We start from the raw sequence: 17306 nt of genomic DNA, 5'->3' as shown, positions 1-17306 counted from the left end.
AGCTGCCGCCCCTCTCGCCCCCGGAGGCCCCCACCGTGTCGAAGACGCCCTTCACGCACCTGCACGTCCACACCCAGTACTCGCTGCTGGACGGTGCGGCTCGGCTGAAGGACATGTTCGCCGCCTGCAATGAAATGGGCATGACGCACATCGCCATGTCCGACCACGGCAACCTCCACGGCGCGTACGATTTCTTCCACTCCGCCCAGAAGGCCGGGGTCACCCCGATCATCGGTATCGAGGCGTACGTCGCCCCCGAGTCCCGGCGCAACAAGCGGCGCATCCAGTGGGGCCAGCCGCACCAGAAGCGGGACGACGTCTCCGGCTCCGGCGGTTACACCCACAAGACCATCTGGGCGGCGAACGCCACCGGCCTGCACAACCTCTTCCGGCTCTCCTCCGACGCCTACAAGGAGGGCTGGCTCACGAAGTGGCCGCGGATGGACAAGGAGACCATCAGCCAGTGGTCCGAGGGCCTGATCGCCTCCACCGGCTGCCCCTCCGGCGAGCTCCAGACGCGCCTTCGCCTCGGCCAGTTCGACGAGGCCCTCAAGTCGGCCTCCGAGTACCAGGACATCTTCGGCAAGGACCGCTACTTCCTGGAGCTGATGGACCACGGCATCGAGATCGAGCGCCGGGTCCGCGACGGCCTGCTGGAGATCGGCAAGAAGCTCGGCATCCCGCCGCTGGTCACGAACGACTCCCACTACACGTACGCGCACGAGGCCGGCGCCCACGACGCCCTGCTCTGCATCCAGACCGGCAAGAACCTCTCGGACCCCGACCGCTTCCGCTTCGACGGCTCCGGCTACTACCTCAAGTCGACCGACGAGATGTACGCCATCGACTCCTCGGACGCCTGGCAGGAGGGCTGCGCCAACACGAAGCTGGTCGCGGACCAGATCGACACCGAGGGCATGTTCAAGTTCCGGAACCTGATGCCGAAGTTCGACATCCCGGAGGGCCACACCGAGGTCAGCTGGTTCCGCGAGGAGACCATGCGCGGCATGCACCGCCGCTACCCGGGAGGCATCCCCGAGGATCGGATGAAGCAGGCCGAGTACGAGATGGACACGATCATCTCGATGGGCTTCCCCGGCTACTTCCTCGTCGTCGCCGACTTCATCATGTGGGCCAAGAACCAGGGCATCGCGGTCGGCCCGGGCCGAGGCTCCGCGGCCGGCTCGATCGTCGCGTACGCCATGGGCATCACCGACCTCGACCCGCTCACGCACGGTCTGATCTTCGAGCGCTTCCTGAACCCCGAGCGCGTCTCCATGCCCGATGTCGACATCGACTTCGACGAGCGCAGGCGCGTCGAGGTGATCCGGTACGTCACCGAGAAGTACGGCGAGGACAAGGTCGCCATGATCGGGACCTACGGCACCATCAAGGCCAAGAACGCGATCAAGGACTCCGCGCGCGTCCTGGGCTACCCGTACGCCATGGGCGACCGGCTCACCAAGGCCATGCCCGCCGACGTCCTCGGCAAGGGCATCCCGCTCTCCGGCATCCTCGACCCCTCGCACCCCCGCTACAGCGAGGCCGGCGAGATCCGCGGGATGTACGAGAACGAGCCCGACGTGAAGAAGGTCATCGACACCGCCCGCGGTGTGGAGGGCCTGGTCCGCCAGATGGGCGTGCACGCCGCCGGCGTGATCATGTCCAGCGAGACGATCACCGACCACGTGCCCGTCTGGGTGCGGCACACCGACGGCGTCACCATCACCCAGTGGGACTACCCGAGCTGCGAGTCGCTCGGCCTGCTGAAGATGGACTTCCTCGGCCTGCGCAACCTCACGATCATGGACGACGCCGTCAAGATGGTGAAGGCCAACAAGGGGATCGACATCGACCTCCTGGGCCTCCCTCTGGACGACCCCAAGACCTTCGAACTGCTCAGCCGCGGCGACACCCTCGGCGTCTTCCAGTTCGACGGCGGCCCCATGCGCTCCCTGCTGCGCCTGATGAAGCCCGACAACTTCGAAGACATCTCCGCCGTGTCCGCGCTCTACCGCCCGGGCCCGATGGGCATGAACTCGCACACGAACTACGCCCTGCGCAAGAACAAGCAGCAGGAGATCACCCCGATCCACCCCGAGCTGGAGAAGCCCCTCGAAGAGGTGCTCGCGGTCACCTACGGCCTGATCGTCTACCAGGAGCAGGTGCAGAAGGCCGCCCAGATCATCGCCGGCTACTCGCTCGGCGAGGCCGACATCCTGCGCCGCGTGATGGGCAAGAAGAAGCCCGAGGAGCTCGCGAAGAACTTCACGATCTTCCAGGAGGGCGCCCGCAAGAACGGCTACTCCGACCAGGCCATCCAGGCCCTCTGGGACGTCCTGGTCCCCTTCGCCGGCTACGCCTTCAACAAGGCCCACTCGGCCGCGTACGGCCTCGTCTCCTACTGGACCGCCTACCTCAAGGCGAACTACCCCGCCGAGTACATGGCGGGCCTGCTCACCTCGGTCAAGGACGACAAGGACAAGTCCGCGATCTACCTGAACGAGTGCCGGCGCATGGGCATCAAGGTGCTCCCGCCCAACGTCAACGAGTCCGAGTCCAACTTCGCTGCCCAGGGCGACGACGTGATCCTCTTCGGCCTCACCGCCGTCCGCAACGTCGGCCAGAACGTCGTCGACTCGATCATCAAGACCAGGAAGTCCAAGGGCAAGTACTCCTCCTTCCCCGACTTCCTCGACAAGGTCGAGGCCGTCGTCTGCAACAAGCGCACCATCGAATCCCTGATCAAGGCCGGCGCCTACGACGAGATGGGCCACACCCGCAAGGGCCTGGTCGCCCACCACGAATCGATGATCGACAACGTGGTCGCGGTCAAGCGCAAGGAGGCCGAGGGACAGTTCGACCTCTTCGGCGGAATGGGTGACGAGGAGAGCACCGAGCCCGGCTTCGGCCTCGACGTGGAGTTCTCCGACGTCGAGTGGGAGAAGTCCTACCTGCTCGCCCAAGAGCGCGAGATGCTCGGCCTCTACGTCTCCGACCACCCGCTCTTCGGCCTGGAACACGTCCTCTCCGACAAGACGGACGCCGGCATCTCCCAGCTGACCGGCGGCGAGCACTCCGACGGCGCCGTCGTCACCATCGGCGGCATCATCTCCGGCCTCCAGCGCAAGATGACCAAGCAGGGCAACGCCTGGGCCATCGCCACCGTCGAGGACCTGGCCGGCTCCATCGAGTGCATGTTCTTTCCCGCCACCTACCAGCTCGTCTCCACCCAGCTGGTCGAGGACACCGTCGTCTTCGTCAAGGGCCGCCTCGACAAGCGCGAGGACGTCCCCCGCCTCGTCGCGATGGAGATGATGGTCCCCGACCTCTCCTCCGCCGGCACCAACGCCCCCGTCGTCCTCACCATCCCCACCGTCAAGGTCACCCCGCCGATGGTCACCCGACTGGGCGAGATCCTGCGCCACCACAAGGGCAACACCGAGGTGCGGATCAAGCTCCAGGGCCCGCGCACCACGACCGTGCTGCGCCTGGACCGCCACCGGGTCCAGCCCGACCCGGCGCTCTTCGGCGACCTCAAGGTGCTGCTCGGCCCGTCCTGCCTCGCCGGTTAGCCCGGACGGGCGGAGCGCCCGGCCCCGCGCGCGAGAAGGGGGCCCGCCCCGGCACTGCCGGGGCGGGCCCCCTTCGCGATCACCGCTCGCGCGGAGGCGTCAGTTGTGGCCGAAGCGCTTCGACTTGCTCTTGTGAGCCATGTCCAGCGGACTGGGCGACTGCGTGGGGCGGTCGTCGGAGGTCTCCGTCGAGCCCTTCGGCATGTCCTGCCCGCCCGGGCGCGGCTGCTGCTTCGCCGGCTGCTTCTGGTTCTTGTTCTTGGCCATGGGATGCCTCCGTGGGGGGTGTAGGGGCCAGGGCCGCCTTCACCCTCACACACCGCAACAAACCGCGCATTTTGGATCATTGCCGTGCGTAGCGGTGCGCCTCGCCGGGCTTCCCGTGAGATACGCCACGCCGGTGATCCAGTTCCGGACCTCAACGCCCTTGCGGTCGGGCAGACTCGGGGAAAACCTGTCGAGGACCCCCACGGAAGAGGGTGGAACGCGTGGACCGCTGCGTCGTCCTGGTGGATGCCGGATACCTGCTGGGCGCGGCCGCGAGCCTCCTCGCGGGGGAACCCTCGCGCTCCCGCATCACCGTCGACCACTCCGCCCTCATCCAGGGCCTGCGCGAGCGCGCCGAGGCCGACACCCAGCAGCCCCTCCTGCGGATCTACTGGTTCGACGGCGCCCCCGACCGGGTGCCGCAGCCCGAACACCGCCGGCTGCGCGTCATGCCCCGCGTCACCGTCCGGCTCGGCGCCCTGACCCGCAGCGACGGCCGCTGGGCCCAGAAGGGCGTCGACGCCGCCATGCACGCCGAACTCACCGAGCTCGCCCGCAACCGGGCCTGCTCCGACGTGGTCCTCGTCACCGGCGACGGCGACCTGCTGCCCGGACTGATGTCCGCCAAGGAACACGGCGTCGCCGTCCACCTGTGGGCCGTCCAGGCCGCCGACGGGGACTACAACCAGTCCGAGGACCTCGTCGCCGAGGCGGACGAGCGCCGCGTCCTCGACCGCGCCTGGATCACCCGCGCCGTCCGCGCCCGCGACCTCGCCGGGCTGTGCGCCCCCGCGCCCGCCCCCCGCCCCGAGATCGCCGCCATCCTCTCCGCCCCGCTGCCCGAGGCCGCGCTCGCCGAGGCCGCCCGCAACGGCACCCCGCCCGCACCCGAGCCCGCCGCGAACGGAGCGGCCGTACCGGCGCCCGCCACCGAGGGCGCCAAGCCCGCCGTCCCCACCCCCAAGGACCTCGCCGCCCTCCGCGCCCCCGGCCAGGGCCACGGCGCCGCCGCGCCCGCCCACACCGCCCCCAGCCCGGCCGGCAGCGCCCTGCGCTGGTCCTCCGACAAGGGCTGGATCGACCGCCCCGGCCCCCTCGGGGAACCCGCCGAGACCGCCTCCCTGCCCACCCTCGCCCAGCTCACCAGCGCCGAGCAGCGCTGGGCGGACCGCGAGGAGGACATCACCACCGTCGGCGGCGACCCCTTCGAGGTCGGCCAGGTCTTCGCCCGCCGCTGGATGGAACGCCTCCCGGAATCCGTCCACCTCCAGAAGCTCGCCACCATGTACCCGCGCGTCCCGCACCGGATCGACGGGGAGCTGCTGCGCTACGCCGCCCGCTTCGGGCTCCTCGCGCACAAGGACGACCAGATCGACGAGCACGACCGCTACGCCATCCGCGCCGGGTTCTGGAGGGAGATCGACGTGCGGGCGGCGGCCGAGCACGTGGGTGGAGCGGCGGCCTCCGCACCGGTGGCGCCGATGACCCCGGCGGCCGAGTAGGGGCGGAAGCCGCGTAGGCTGCTCCCTCGTGAGTACGGGCACAGCACAGGCAGGGCACACCACGGCACAGGCCGCAGGGTCGGCTTCCGGGGTGGTCTGCGCGGTGCGTGACCTGGTCAAGACCTACCCCGCGGTGCGCGGCCGGCGCGGCGCCCCCGCCCTGCCCGAGACCCGGGCCACCGACGGGATCTCCCTGGAGGTCCGGCGCGGCGAGATCTTCGGACTCCTCGGCCCCAACGGCGCCGGCAAGTCCACCCTGGTCCGCCAGCTGACCGGACTGATGCGGCCCGACGCCGGCTCCGTCACCCTGCTCGGCCACGACCTCGTACGCCACCCCGAGCGGGCCTCGCGCCTCCTGGCCTACCTCGGCCAGGAGTCCACCGCCCTCGACGAGCTCACCGTCGCGCTGGCCGCCGAGACCACCGGCCGGCTGCGCGGACTCGACGCCCGTGCCGCCCGGGCCGCGCGCGACGAGGTGCTGGAGGAGCTCGGGCTCACCGAGATCGCCGGGCGCCCCCTGAAGAAGCTCTCCGGCGGACAGCGGCGCCTCGCCTGCTTCGCCGCCGCGCTGGTGGGGGAGCGGCCCGTGCTCGTCCTCGACGAGCCCACCACCGGCATGGACCCCGTCGCCCGCCGCGCCGTCTGGGCGGCCGTGGACCGGCGCCGCGCCGGGCACGGCGCGACGGTGCTGCTGGTCACCCACAACGTCATCGAGGCGGAGACGGTCCTCGACCGGGTCGCCGTCATCGACCAGGGCCGGGTCATCGCCTGCGACACCCCGGCCGGCCTCAAGGCCCGGGTCTCCGACGAGGTCCGCCTGGAACTGGTGTGGCGCACCGCCGCGCCGCTGGAGGTGCCCGAGGTCGCCGCGCTGGCGCCGCTGGCCGCCGAGTCGGGACGCCGCTGGGTGCTGCGGCTGGGCCAGGACGAGGCCCGCGCCGCCGTCGCCGCCGTCACCGGCGGGCCGGCGTTCGCCGCCCTCGACGATTTCACGTTGGCCACGCCGAGCCTGGAGGACGTCTACCTCGCGCTGGGCGGCCGGATGAAGGGTCTGGTCAAGTCGTGACCACCGCTGCCGCCCCCGCCGCCGTCCTGGCCCCCCGGGCCCGGCTCTTCCCCGCCCTCGCGGCCGTCTACCGGGCCCAGCTGTCCCGGGCCCGGGTGGCCCGCATACCGCTGCTGTTCGTGGCCACCTTCCAGTCCGTCGGCATCATGGTCCTGATGAGGGGAGTGGTGGACGGGGGCTCCGAGGCGCGGGCCGTCGTCGCCGGCTCCTCGGTCCTGGTCGTCGCCTTCGTCGCGCTCAACCTGCTGGCCCAGTACTTCGGCCAGCTCCGGGCGAGCGGCGGGCTCGACCACTACGCCACCCTGCCGGTGCCGCCCGCCGCGGTGGTGCTGGGCGCGGCCGCCGCGTACGCCTCCTTCACCCTGCCGGGCACGCTGGTGACGGCCGTCTTCGGGTGCGTGCTGTTCGGGCTGCCGATGGGCGGGCTGTGGATCCTGGCCGCGGTGGTGCCGCTGGCCGGGGCGGCGCTGGCCGGGCTCGGCGCGGCGCTGGGCCTGCTGGCACCCCGGCAGGAGCTGGCCACCCTGGCCGGACAGCTGGGCATGTCGGCGGCGCTGCTGCTCGGGGTGCTGCCGGCCGAGCGGATGCCGGAGGTGATCGTGTGGGCCCGGAACCTGCTGCCCTCGACGTACGGGGTGGAAGCCTTCGCACGGACCTTCGCCCCCCACCCGGACTGGGCGGCCGTCCTCGCCGACCTCGGCGTGTGCGCGGCGGTGGGGGTCGTCTCCCTCGCCGTCGCGACCTGGGCGTACCGGCGGGCGGCGGTCCGCTGACGCGGCCGCCGGGGCCACCTGGCACGATGTGGGGGTGACCGAAGCCGTGACCCCGCCGCTGCCGCCCGTCGACCTGCCCGACCAGGAGCCCGCCGTCACCCCGGCGGACATCCGGGACGGGGCCGCCGTCGCCCTGGTGGTGGGCGTGTCCGGGGCGCTCCTCGCGCTGCTGTGGGTCTGGCTCGCGCCGCGCGTCCAGTACGTCTCCAACGGCCAGGCCGTCTTCCTGAAGAACACCGAGGGCGAGGCGCGGATCGGCGCCGACGGAACCTTCTTCCTGCTGTCGCTGGGGCTGGGCGCGCTGAGCGCGCTCGCGGTGTTCCTGTGGCGGCGGCGCGGGGGCGTCCCGCTGGTCATCGGCCTCACGGTCGGGGCGTGCTTCGCCGCGCTGCTGGGCTGGCGGATGGGGCTGTGGCTGGGGCCCGGCTCCGACGTGGCCGCGGCGGCGGCGAAGGCCGGCGTGGGGGTGCCGTTCGACGCGCCGGTGCAGTTGCTGGCGTACGGGGTGCTGCTGGGGTGGCCGATGGCCGCCGCCCTCGTCCACCTGTGCCTGACGGCGGCCTTCGGGCCCCGGGACCCGGCCCCGGCCGCCCCGTGGGAGGGCACGTACCCGCCGCCGCACGTCCACGCGGAAGCGCAGCCGCCGCAGGGCTGACCGTTCCCGCCTCAAACGCCGGCGGGGCTGCAAGATTCGCCTCAAACGCCGGCGGGGCTGGAATGCCGGGCGATCGGGGCGAGGACCGCCCCGGTGAGGGTCGCCAGGGCGGTTGGGGCGAGTTCGACCTCCAGGCCGCGGCGGCCCGCCGAGACGCAGATGGTGGGGTGGGCGGACGCCGAGGCGTCGAGGACCGTCGGCAGCCGCTTGCGCTGCCCCAGCGGGGAGATCCCGCCCCGCACGTATCCCGTGGTCCGCTCCGCCAGTGCCGGGTCCGCCATCGCCGCCCGCTTGCCGCCCACCGCGGCGGCCAGGGCCTTCAGGTCCAGGGAACCCGAGACCGGGACCACCGCGACCGTCAGGGCCCCGTCGACCTCCGCGACCAGGGTCTTGAACACCTGCTCCGGCGAGACGCCCAGCGCCTCGGCCGCCTCTTCGCCGTAGGAGGGGTGCGCCGGGTCGTGCTCGTAGGCGTGGGTGGTGAAGTCGACGCCGGACGCGGTCAGGGACGTGATCGCCGGGGTGCCTGCCGTCTGCTGCTTCTTCTTGGCCATGGCCTCAGTTCGGGCTCGTCGGGGCGCGGGTCAGTTCCACCGCCGGGAGGGACGGCAGGTGGCGGATGACCGCCGTCTCCGCGCGGAGCAGCTTCAGCTCCTCCGCCAGCCGCGTCGCCGTGTCCGGCGCCTGGAGCAGGCGCTGCTTCGCCGGGATGTCGAGGACGGCCGCGGCCGCCACCAGGTACGACACCACCGACGGCTCGTCCGGCAGGTCCGGCGTCGTGGCCAGGGACCGCTCCCGCGCCCCCGCCAGCCGCTTCTGGTAGCTGCGGAAGGCCCGCAGGACCCCCTCCGACAGGGCGCCCGCGCCGTCCCCGGCGTCCTCCGCCAGCTCCTCCAGCTCGGCGACGAGGAAGGGCCCGGAGGCGTCCACCAACAGCAGCCGCACCCGCGTCGTACCGGTGGCCAGGACCTCGAAGCTGCCGTCCTCCCGCTCCCGGATGGTCGCCGCGTCCGCGATGCAGCCCACCCGGTGGAACGCCTGGATCGGGTCCGTGCCGAAGCCCGCCGCCGGGCCCTTCTCGGGCAGGGCGGTCGGGTCGGGCAGCCCGGGCGCCGTCGGGGCCACCTCCCGGCCGTCGCGGATCGCGACGACGGCGAACCGGCGCGGCTCGTCCTCACCGAGCTTCAGCAGCTCGCGCATCATGGCGCGATACCGCTCCTCGAAGACGTTCAGCGGCAGCACGAGGCCCGGGAACAGTACCGAGTTCAGGGGGAAGAGGGGCAGGCGAACGGTGGTCACGACCCACAGGGTAGTGGCCGCGGCGGCCGGGCCGTCACCCCCGCCGCAGCAGCCGGGACGCGCCGGCGGCCACCGTCGTGGCCAGGATCCATCCCAGCAGGACCAGTGCCGCCGACCCCCACTGCCAGACGCCCTCCGTCTTCCACTGGCCCTCCTGGCCCAGGTCGATCACCGGCAGGAGGAGGTCGAGGGCGTACAGGGCGGCGTTCCAGGCGGGGTGCTCGTCCGCCTTGATCGGCTCCGGGCGGTGCCGCAGGAACAGCAGGGTGCCCGCCGCCCACAGCACCGCCATCCACAACGCCGCCCGCCCCGGCCGGTACCCGTAGAGCACCGTCCAGTCCTGGAGGTGCCCCCAGGCCCGCCCCGCCGGCGACAGCGTGCCCCGCCGGCGCCGCTCCTTGGCCAGCAGCACCTCGCGGGCGTCCGCGTCCTCCCCGCGCGCCCGCAGCACGGCGGCGAGGCGCTCGTAGGGCTCCGGCGAGTAGTCGGGGCTGGCCGCCCCGACCCACTCCAGCCGGCGCTCCAGCGGGAAGTGCCCCCGGGGCGCGAGGGTCTCGTAGGCGAAGCCCTCCATCAGCAGCCGGCCCGGCCCCGGCCAGCTCGTCGAGCGGTCCACCAGCCGCACCACCTTCGCCCCGGACAGCACCACCCGGCCCTGCTCCGGCGCGTCCCCGACGAAGCGCAGCTCGGGCGTCTGGATCCGGCGCAGCGAGAGCTCCTGCTCCGGCTGGAGCTCGAAGCGGGCCGCGTAGAAGTCGACGGAGTCCCCGAAGCGGCCGTCGTCCAGCCGCAGCCCGCCCCGGCACTCGAACGGCCGTGCCGGAACGCCCCGGGTGGGGGTCCGGCTCCAGTCGTACGGGCGCTCCGCGTCCCCGGTCGCGGGCCCCAGGGCGGCGGAGGTCAGGTACAGGGTGCGCTCGACGGTGAGGGTCGGCGCGTTCAGGGCGCGCCGGCCGTAGGGGTTGCGCAGCCGGGCCCCGCGCAGGCTCATCGAGGCGCCGACCCGGGCCCCGCGCAGGCTGACCTCGCCGTTCGTCTCCAGCAGCTCGGCCTGGAAGTCCTGGGCCACCGCCAGCCCGTCGGCGGCGATCGCCCGCCCCCGCCCGTCCCGCTGCACGACGCTGCTGCTGATCAGCAGGTCGGTGCCGATCTGCGCGTCGGTCAGCCGGAGCCCGCGCGCCACCCGGCAGCGCGCGAGGTGCAGGTCGCCCTCGGTGTGCAGGCGCGCCCCGTCCAGCCGGGGGATCGCGCAGTTGTCCAGCCGCAGGGTGCCGAAGCGGGTCTCGGAGAGCTGGATCTCGCCGTCGAAGCGGCAGGAGCGGATCTCCACGTACGGGGAGACCGTGCCCCCGGACAGGTCCAGCCGGCCGGTGATCCGTGCGCCGCGCAGCTTCAGGCAGCCGACCCGGCCGGGCACCGGCGCGGGCCCGGCGAGCAGCAGGTGGGCCACCACCTCCGCCCGGACCCGCCGCTCGGGACCCCAGGCCGGGCCCTCGTGCGGGTCGTCCCGTTCGGCCGAGTGCGCGCTGAGATCGCACACCGTGCCCGCCCGGAACGTCTCCCACATGCGCCGCTCGGGCTCCGTGAGGTCGTCCGGACGCCCGTCCGCGTGCACCTGTGCCCGCACATCCGCCATGGCAGCCCCCCCGCCGTCATTTACGTGTAAGGGAACGCTAGAGGGAGGCCGTGACGTCCGGGGCGTGTATCAGCCAGTGATACGGGCGAACGGTGGCGGGAGCCGGTCTGAGAGAATTGGGGGGTGATCTCTCGTATCGACCTGCGCGGTGACGCCCTCCCCGAGGGTGGCGCCCTGCGCGATCTGCTGCCCCGTGCCGAGTTCGACGTGGAAGCCGCCCTGGACAAGGTGCGGCCCATCTGCGAGGACGTCCATCATCGTGGCACGGCGGCGCTGATCGAGTACGCGCGGAAGTTCGACGGGGTCGAGCTCACGCAGGTCCGGGTACCCGCGCAGGCCCTCACGGCCGCCCTGGAGGAGCTGGACCCGGCCGTCCGGGCCGCCCTGGAGGAGTCCATCCGGCGCGCCCGGATCGTGCACCGGGGCCAGCGCCGCGCCGAGCACACCACCCAGGTGGTCCCCGGCGGCACCGTGACCGAGAAGTGGGTTCCGGTCGAGCGCGTCGGCCTGTACGCGCCCGGCGGCCGCTCCGTGTACCCGTCGTCCGTCGTCATGAACGTCGTCCCCGCCCAGGAGGCCGGCGTCGAGTCGATCGCGCTCGCCTCCCCGCCGCAGAGGGAGTTCGGCGGCCTGCCGCACCCGACCATCCTGGCCGCGTGCGCGCTGCTCGGCGTGGACGAGGTGTACGCCGCCGGCGGCGCCGTGGCCGTCGCGATGTTCGCGTACGGCACCGAGGAGTGCCTGCCGGTGAACATGGTCACCGGCCCCGGCAACATCTGGGTCGCCGCCGCCAAGCGCTACTTCACCGGGAAGATCGGCATCGACACCGAGGCCGGCCCGACCGAGATCGCCGTCCTCGCCGACGCCACGGCCGACCCGGTGCACGTCGCCGCCGACCTGATCAGCCAGGCCGAGCACGACCCGCTGGCCGCCGCCGTGCTCGTCACGGACTCCGAGGAGCTCGCGGCCGCCGTCGAGAAGGAGCTGGAGCCGCAGGTCGCGGCCACCAAGCACGTCGAGGACCGGATCAAGCCCGCCCTCGCCGGGAAGCAGTCCGCGATCGTCCTCGTCGACAGCCTGGAGGACGGCCTCAAGGTCGTCGACGCGTACGGCGCCGAGCACCTGGAGATCCAGACCGCCGACGCCGCCGCCCTGGCCGCCCGGGTCCGCAACGCCGGCGCGATCTTCGTCGGCCCCTGGGCGCCGGTCTCCCTCGGCGACTACTGCGCCGGCTCCAACCACGTCCTGCCCACCGGCGGCTGCGCCTGCCACTCCTCGGGCCTGTCCGTGCAGTCCTTCCTGCGCGGCATCCACATCGTCGACTACACGCGCGACGCCCTCGCCGAGGTCACCCACCACGTGGTCACCCTCGCCGAGGCCGAGGACCTGCCCGCGCACGGCGCCGCCCTGAAGGCGCGTTTCGGATGGAAGGTGCCGAACCAGTGAGCACCATCGGCATCGACGACCTGCCCATCCGCGAGGAGCTCCGCGGCAAGTCCCCCTACGGCGCCCCCCAGCTGGACGTCCCCGTCCAGCTGAACACCAACGAGAACCCGTACGAGCTCCCCGAGCCCCTGGTCCGGCGCATCGCCGAGCGCGTCGCCGACGCCGCCCGCACCCTCAACCGCTACCCCGACCGGGACGCGGTCGAGCTGCGCACCGAGCTGGCCGCCTACCTCACCCGTACCGGCAAGCACCCGGTCGCCAAGGAGAACGTCTGGGCCGCCAACGGCTCCAACGAGGTCCTCCAGCAGCTGCTCCAGACCTTCGGCGGCCCGGGGCGGACGGCCATCGGCTTCGAGCCCTCGTACTCGATGCACGCCCTGATCGCGCGCGGCACCGGCACCGGCTGGATCTCCGGCCCCCGCCGCGAGGACTTCACCATCGACGTGGAGGCCGCCGAGCGGGCGATCGCCGAGCACGCCCCCGACGTCGTCTTCATCACCTCGCCCAACAACCCCACGGGCACCGCGGTCGAGGCGGAGACGGTCCTCGCCCTCTACGAGGCCGCCCAGGCGGCCAAGCCGTCCCTGGTCGTCGTGGACGAGGCGTACGTGGAGTTCAGCCACCGCGACTCCCTCCTCCCGCTGATCGAGGGCCGCCCGAACCTGGTGGTCTCCCGGACCATGTCCAAGGCCTTCGGCGCCGCCGGCCTGCGCCTGGGCTACCTCGCCGCGCACCCCGCCGTGGTCGACGCCGTCCAGCTGGTGCGCCTGCCGTACCACCTGTCCGCCGTCACCCAGGCGACCGCGCTGGCCGCCCTGGAGCACACCGACACCCTGCTCGGCTACGTCGAGCAGCTCAAGGCCGAGCGGGACCGCCTCGTCGCCGAGCTGCGGGCCATCGGCTACGAGGTCACCGAGTCCGACGCGAACTTCGTCCAGTTCGGGCGGTTCGAGGACTCGCACACCGCCTGGCAGCAGATCCTCGACCGGGGCGTCCTGGTCCGGGACAACGGAGTACCCGGGTGGCTGCGGGTCACCGCCGGCACCCCGGCCGAGAACGACGCGTTCCTGGAAGCGGTTCGCGCACTGAAGAAGGAGCAGCAGGCATGAGCCGCATCGGACGGGTCGAGCGCACCACGAAGGAGACCTCGGTCCTGGTCGAGATAAACCTCGACGGCACCGGCCGGGTCGACGTGTCGACGGGCGTGGGCTTCTACGACCACATGCTCGACCAGCTCGGCCGCCACGGCCTCTTCGACCTCACGGTCAAGACGGACGGCGACCTGCACATCGACAGCCACCACACCATCGAGGACACCGCCCTCGCGCTGGGCGCCGCCTTCAAGCAGGCCCTCGGCGACAAGGTCGGCATCTACCGCTTCGGCAACTGCACCGTGCCGCTGGACGAGTCCCTCGCCCAGGTCACCGTCGACCTCTCCGGCCGCCCCTACCTCGTGCACACCGAGCCCGAGAACATGGCGCCGATGATCGGCGAGTACGACACGACGATGACCCGGCACATCCTGGAGTCCTTCGTGGCCCAGGCCCAGATCGCCCTGCACGTCCACGTCCCGTACGGCCGCAACGCCCACCACATCGTGGAGTGCCAGTTCAAGGCGCTGGCCCGCGCCCTGCGCTACGCCGCCGAGTTCGACCCGCGCGCGGCCGGCATCCTGCCCTCCACGAAGGGCGCCCTCTAGACGTGAACGGCCTCAACACCGTCCTGATCGTCCTCGGCCTGTTCCTGGCCGGGGGCGTCTACTCCTTCCAGAAGCAGAAGATGCCCAAGTCGGTGATCGTTCTGCTCGCCCTCGGCTCCGCCATGTGCCTGGCCGCGGGGATCCTGCGAATCCAAGGAATCTGGGAATGAGCGCATCGAAGAACGTCGTGGTCTTCGACTACGGCTTCGGCAACGTCCGCTCCGCCGAGCGCGCCCTCGCGCGCGTCGGCGCGGACGTCGAGATCACCCGCGACTACGACAAGGCCATGGACGCCGACGGCCTCCTCGTGCCCGGCGTGGGCGCCTACTCCGCCTGCATGCGGGGGCTCAAGGACGCCCGCGGCGACTGGATCATCGGCCGCCGCCTCTCCGGCGGCCGCCCCGTCATGGGCATCTGCGTCGGCATGCAGATCCTCTTCGAGCGCGGCATCGAGCACGGCGTCGAGACCGAGGGCCTGGACGAGTGGCCCGGCACGGTCGGCCCGCTGAAGGCCCCCGTCGTCCCGCACATGGGCTGGAACACCGTCGAGGCGCCCGGGGACAGCCAGGCCTTCGCCGGCCTGGACGCCGACGCCCGCTTCTACTTCGTGCACTCCTACGCGGCCCACGACTGGACCCTGGAGGTCACCAACCCCAGGATCAGGGGCCCCAAGGTCACCTGGGCCACGCACGGCGAGCGCTTCGTCGCGGCGGTGGAGAACGGGGCCCTGTGGGCCACCCAGTTCCACCCCGAGAAGTCCGGCGACGCCGGCGCCCAGCTCCTCACCAACTGGATCGAGACCCTGTGATGACCGCACCCACGCTCGAACTCCTCCCCGCGGTCGACGTCCGCGACGGCCAGGCCGTGCGCCTCGTGCACGGCGTCTCCGGCAGCGAGACCTCCTACGGCTCCCCGCTGGAGGCGGCCCTCGCCTGGCAGGCCTCCGGCGCCGAGTGGCTGCACCTCGTCGACCTGGACGCCGCCTTCGGCACCGGCGACAACCGCGCCCTGGTCGCCGAGATCACCCGCGCCATGGACATCAAGGTGGAGCTGTCCGGCGGCATCCGCGACGACGCCACGCTCGCCGCGGCCCTCGCCACCGGCTGCACCCGCGTCAACCTCGGCACCGCCGCCCTGGAGACCCCGGAGTGGGCCGCCAAGGCCATCGCCGAGCACGGCGACAGGATCGCCATCGGCCTGGACGTGCGCGGCACCACCCTCAAGGGCCGCGGCTGGACCAGCGAGGGCGGCGATCTCTACGAGACCCTGGCCCGCCTGGACTCCGAGGGCTGCGCCCGCTACGTGGTCACCGACATCGGCAAGGACGGCACCCTCACCGGCCCCAACCTGGAGCTGCTGAGGAACGTCTGCGCGGCCACCGACCGGCCCGTCGTCGCCTCCGGCGGCGTCTCCTCCCTGGACGACCTGCGGGCCCTGTCCGAGCTGGTGCCGCTGGGCGTCGAGGGCGCCATCGTCGGCAAGGCCCTGTACGCCAAGGCCTTCACCCTGGAAGAGGCCCTGGAGGCGGTCCGCGCATGAGCGAGATCCGTCGCATCTCCTCCGGCGGCGCCTACGAGGACGTCATCGGCTACTCCCGCGCCGTGGCCCTCCCCAACGGCCTCGTGCTGGTCTCCGGCTGCACGGCGGCCGGGGTGGACGGCCCGTACGACCAGACCATGACCGCGTTCGGGGTGGCCTTCAAGGCCCTCGCAGAGGCCGGTCTCGGCCCCGAGCACGTCGTCCGCACCCGGATGTACCTCACCCACGCCCGGGACGTCGACGAGGTGGGCCGCGCCCACAAGACCCTCTTCGACACCGTCCGCCCCGCCGCCTCCATGATCATCGTCTCCGGTTTCGTCGACCCGAGCATGGTCGTCGAGGTGGAGGTCGAGGCGTTCAAGGAGCCCGTCGCTCCGGAAGGAGGGGCGGCATGAGCCTCGCCGTACGCGTGATCCCCTGCCTGGACGTGGACAACGGCCGGGTCGTCAAGGGCGTCAACTTCCAGAACCTGCGCGACGCCGGTGACCCGGTGGAGATGGCCAAGCTCTACGACGCCGAGGGCGCCGACGAGCTCACCTTCCTCGACATCACCGCCTCCTCCGGCAACCGCGAGACCACCTACGACGTGGTCCGGCGGACCGCCGAGCAGGTCTTCATTCCGCTCACGGTCGGCGGCGGCGTCCGCACCGCCGAGGACGTGGACAAGCTGCTGCGGGCCGGCGCGGACAAGGTGGGCGTGAACACGGCCGCCATCGCCCGCCCGGAGCTGATCCAGGAGATCGCCGAGCGCTTCGGCCGCCAGGTGCTGGTGCTGTCGGTCGACGCCCGCCGTACCGAGAGCGGATCCTTCGAGGTCACCACCCACGGCGGCCGCCGGGGCACCGGCATCGACGCCGTCGAGTGGGCGCACCGGGCGGCCGAGCTGGGCGCCGGGGAGATCCTGCTCAACTCGATGGACGCCGACGGCACCAAGGACGGCTACGACACCGAGATGATCGCCGCCGTCCGCAAGCACGTCACCGTCCCGGTGATCGCCTCCGGCGGCGCCGGGAGGCTGGAGCACTTCCCGCCCGCCATCGCGGCGGGCGCCGACGCGGTGCTCGCGGCGTCGGTGTTCCACTTCGGCGACCTGCGGATCTCCGAGGTCAAGACGGCTCTGCGCGAGGCGGGCCACCCGGTCCGCTGACCGCCGACGCCGCCCGCCATGGCGCGGTCGCGGCCGCGCACGCGCCGGACGGGGGAGCCGGGGGAGTCCCCCCGGCTCCCCCGTCCGGTCCGCGGACCTAGCGGAAGTCGTCGTAGGAGTCGGACGCGTCCGGGTGCTCGTTCTGCATCTCCTGGCGGCCCGGCTGCTCCTGCTGGTCGGCCTGCTGCTGCTCCGGCTTGTGCGCCTTCTGGAAGACCACCGAGGCGGCGTGGAAGTCGCCGGCCTTCTCACCCGGCTGGAGGGTGGCGACGGGCTCGCCGCCGCAGTCCGCCTCGTCGAAGATCAGGGCCACCGAGTCGGTCTCGTTCACCGCTTCGACCACCTCCGACGCGGCGGAGGGCAGGGCGTGGCATTTGTCCGAGCCCGCGTCCTTGAGCTGGCCGTTCTTCTCCTGGTTGCTCTGGTCCACGTACACGTAGTTCAGGGCCTTGCCGTCGTCGGCGAACGCCTGGGCTCCGGCGGGGAGGACCAGCGCGAGGGCTCCGGCGAGGGCGGCGGCGGTGGTGCGAAGACGCATGGGGGTTCCGTTCCTTCCACGGTGACGACGCCGAGACGGTCGGCATCCGTGACGGAGCGTAGGGACGGGGCGGTGTGCGGAAACCTTTTCCCACGGGGCGCCATGCCCGATTTCACCGGCCCGGCGGTACCGCCCTCCCGCCGCGCGGGGCGGTCTCCCCGCCC

The 17306-nt window shown here is 72.5% G+C and carries 18 protein-coding genes; 13 read left to right on the top strand and 5 right to left on the bottom strand.

Annotated features, from left to right (window positions below; all coding sequences use genetic code 11):
* The first annotated feature begins 35 nt into the window (after positions 1 to 35).
* Positions 36 to 3575, top strand: a complete 3540-nt coding sequence (gene dnaE / locus ABT403_RS25315; RefSeq protein ID WP_344154048.1) for a DNA polymerase III subunit alpha — start codon at positions 36 to 38, stop codon at positions 3573 to 3575.
* Positions 3576 to 3674: 99 nt separating this feature from the next.
* Here the strand turns inward: dnaE and ABT403_RS25310 are convergent, their stop codons facing one another.
* Positions 3675 to 3842 (bottom strand): hypothetical protein, encoded by a 168-nt coding sequence (locus ABT403_RS25310; RefSeq protein WP_344154051.1) that lies wholly within the window; start codon positions 3840 to 3842, stop codon positions 3675 to 3677.
* Between the two features lie 212 nt (positions 3843 to 4054).
* Here ABT403_RS25310 and ABT403_RS25305 point away from each other — a divergent pair, with 212 nt between their 5' ends.
* From ABT403_RS25305 to ABT403_RS25290, 4 genes are read left to right on the top strand one after another with little or no spacing between them, the layout of a single operon-like run.
* Positions 4055 to 5344, top strand: a complete 1290-nt coding sequence (locus ABT403_RS25305) for an NYN domain-containing protein (RefSeq protein WP_344154054.1) — start codon at positions 4055 to 4057, stop codon at positions 5342 to 5344.
* 28 nt (positions 5345 to 5372) lie between these two features.
* Positions 5373 to 6410 carry an ABC transporter ATP-binding protein gene (locus tag ABT403_RS25300; RefSeq protein ID WP_425580130.1) on the top strand — a complete coding sequence of 346 codons (1038 nt, stop codon included), beginning with the start codon at positions 5373 to 5375 and terminating at the stop codon, positions 6408 to 6410.
* Positions 6407 to 7183 (top strand): ABC transporter permease, encoded by a 777-nt coding sequence (locus tag ABT403_RS25295; protein ID WP_344154058.1) that lies wholly within the window; start codon positions 6407 to 6409, stop codon positions 7181 to 7183. The genes ABT403_RS25300 and ABT403_RS25295 overlap by 4 nt, the downstream gene beginning before the upstream one ends.
* Positions 7184 to 7217: 34 nt before the next feature.
* Entirely contained in the window at positions 7218 to 7838 is a 621-nt protein-coding gene (locus ABT403_RS25290) for a hypothetical protein (protein ID WP_425580131.1), read from the top strand.
* Between the two features lie 41 nt (positions 7839 to 7879).
* Here the strand turns inward: ABT403_RS25290 and ybaK are convergent, their stop codons facing one another.
* The 3 genes from ybaK to ABT403_RS25275 are packed head-to-tail and all read right to left on the bottom strand — an operon-like array spanning position 7880 to position 10773.
* Complete coding sequence (gene ybaK / locus ABT403_RS25285) at positions 7880 to 8392, bottom strand: Cys-tRNA(Pro) deacylase (RefSeq protein ID WP_344154061.1); 513 nt, start codon at positions 8390 to 8392, stop codon at positions 7880 to 7882.
* Positions 8393 to 8396: 4 nt separating this feature from the next.
* Entirely contained in the window at positions 8397 to 9137 is a 741-nt protein-coding gene (locus tag ABT403_RS25280) for an LON peptidase substrate-binding domain-containing protein (RefSeq protein ID WP_344154064.1), read from the bottom strand.
* Positions 9138 to 9171: 34 nt separating this feature from the next.
* Positions 9172 to 10773 carry an oxidoreductase gene (locus ABT403_RS25275; RefSeq protein ID WP_344154067.1) on the bottom strand — a complete coding sequence of 534 codons (1602 nt, stop codon included), beginning with the start codon at positions 10771 to 10773 and terminating at the stop codon, positions 9172 to 9174.
* 123 nt (positions 10774 to 10896) lie between these two features.
* Here ABT403_RS25275 and hisD point away from each other — a divergent pair, with 123 nt between their 5' ends.
* Genes hisD through hisF form a run of 8 tightly spaced genes read left to right on the top strand, consistent with a single transcriptional unit; the run spans position 10897 to position 16604 of the window.
* Entirely contained in the window at positions 10897 to 12219 is a 1323-nt protein-coding gene (gene hisD / locus ABT403_RS25270) for a histidinol dehydrogenase (RefSeq protein ID WP_344154070.1), read from the top strand.
* Positions 12216 to 13328 carry a histidinol-phosphate transaminase gene (locus tag ABT403_RS25265; RefSeq protein WP_344154073.1) on the top strand — a complete coding sequence of 371 codons (1113 nt, stop codon included), beginning with the start codon at positions 12216 to 12218 and terminating at the stop codon, positions 13326 to 13328. The genes hisD and ABT403_RS25265 overlap by 4 nt, the downstream gene beginning before the upstream one ends.
* A complete protein-coding gene (gene hisB, locus ABT403_RS25260; protein ID WP_344154077.1) occupies positions 13325 to 13918 on the top strand; it encodes an imidazoleglycerol-phosphate dehydratase HisB in 594 nt (197 codons plus the stop codon). Before ABT403_RS25265 ends, hisB begins: the two co-directional genes overlap by 4 nt.
* A gap of 2 nt (positions 13919 to 13920) precedes the next feature.
* On the top strand, positions 13921 to 14088 hold the full coding sequence (locus tag ABT403_RS25255) for a CG2302 family histidine operon protein (RefSeq protein WP_167747577.1): 168 nt from the start codon (positions 13921 to 13923) through the stop codon (positions 14086 to 14088).
* Positions 14085 to 14726 carry an imidazole glycerol phosphate synthase subunit HisH gene (gene hisH / locus ABT403_RS25250; RefSeq protein WP_425580132.1) on the top strand — a complete coding sequence of 214 codons (642 nt, stop codon included), beginning with the start codon at positions 14085 to 14087 and terminating at the stop codon, positions 14724 to 14726. The genes ABT403_RS25255 and hisH overlap by 4 nt, the downstream gene beginning before the upstream one ends.
* On the top strand, positions 14726 to 15457 hold the full coding sequence (gene priA / locus ABT403_RS25245; RefSeq protein ID WP_344154086.1) for a bifunctional 1-(5-phosphoribosyl)-5-((5-phosphoribosylamino)methylideneamino)imidazole-4-carboxamide isomerase/phosphoribosylanthranilate isomerase PriA: 732 nt from the start codon (positions 14726 to 14728) through the stop codon (positions 15455 to 15457). The genes hisH and priA overlap by 1 nt, the downstream gene beginning before the upstream one ends.
* Positions 15454 to 15852 carry a RidA family protein gene (locus ABT403_RS25240; RefSeq protein ID WP_344154089.1) on the top strand — a complete coding sequence of 133 codons (399 nt, stop codon included), beginning with the start codon at positions 15454 to 15456 and terminating at the stop codon, positions 15850 to 15852. Before priA ends, ABT403_RS25240 begins: the two co-directional genes overlap by 4 nt.
* The gene (hisF, locus tag ABT403_RS25235) at positions 15849 to 16604 is read left to right on the top strand and encodes an imidazole glycerol phosphate synthase subunit HisF (RefSeq protein ID WP_344154092.1); all 756 of its coding nucleotides are present in this window, start codon (positions 15849 to 15851) and stop codon (positions 16602 to 16604) included. Before ABT403_RS25240 ends, hisF begins: the two co-directional genes overlap by 4 nt.
* A gap of 97 nt (positions 16605 to 16701) precedes the next feature.
* On the opposite strand, the gene ABT403_RS25230 is transcribed toward hisF, so the two are convergent.
* Complete coding sequence (locus ABT403_RS25230; protein WP_344154095.1) at positions 16702 to 17142, bottom strand: hypothetical protein; 441 nt, start codon at positions 17140 to 17142, stop codon at positions 16702 to 16704.
* Between the last annotated feature and the right edge of the window lie 164 nt (positions 17143 to 17306).

It is taken from the genome of Streptomyces sp. NPDC000075, from assembly GCF_040301925.1.
Taxonomy (GTDB): domain Bacteria; phylum Actinomycetota; class Actinomycetes; order Streptomycetales; family Streptomycetaceae; genus Streptomyces; species Streptomyces polychromogenes.
Note: the sequence above shows the minus strand (reverse complement) of the source record. Positions and strands in the feature narration are given on the sequence as shown.

What these genes read in the sequence shown, in the direction of transcription:
- ybaK (WP_344154061.1), bottom strand. Translation starts at nt 8,392, where the DNA reads ATGGCCAAGAAGAAGCAGCAGACGGCAGGCACCCCGGCGATCACGTCC.
- hisF (WP_344154092.1), top strand. Translation starts at nt 15,849, where the DNA reads ATGAGCCTCGCCGTACGCGTGATCCCCTGCCTGGACGTGGACAACGGC.
- ABT403_RS25240 (WP_344154089.1), top strand. Translation starts at nt 15,454, where the DNA reads ATGAGCGAGATCCGTCGCATCTCCTCCGGCGGCGCCTACGAGGACGTC.
- ABT403_RS25275 (WP_344154067.1), bottom strand. Translation starts at nt 10,773, where the DNA reads ATGGCGGATGTGCGGGCACAGGTGCACGCGGACGGGCGTCCGGACGAC.
- ABT403_RS25230 (WP_344154095.1), bottom strand. Translation starts at nt 17,142, where the DNA reads ATGCGTCTTCGCACCACCGCCGCCGCCCTCGCCGGAGCCCTCGCGCTG.
- priA (WP_344154086.1), top strand. Translation starts at nt 14,726, where the DNA reads ATGACCGCACCCACGCTCGAACTCCTCCCCGCGGTCGACGTCCGCGAC.
- hisB (WP_344154077.1), top strand. Translation starts at nt 13,325, where the DNA reads ATGAGCCGCATCGGACGGGTCGAGCGCACCACGAAGGAGACCTCGGTC.
- ABT403_RS25310 (WP_344154051.1), bottom strand. Translation starts at nt 3,842, where the DNA reads ATGGCCAAGAACAAGAACCAGAAGCAGCCGGCGAAGCAGCAGCCGCGC.
- hisH (WP_425580132.1), top strand. Translation starts at nt 14,085, where the DNA reads ATGAGCGCATCGAAGAACGTCGTGGTCTTCGACTACGGCTTCGGCAAC.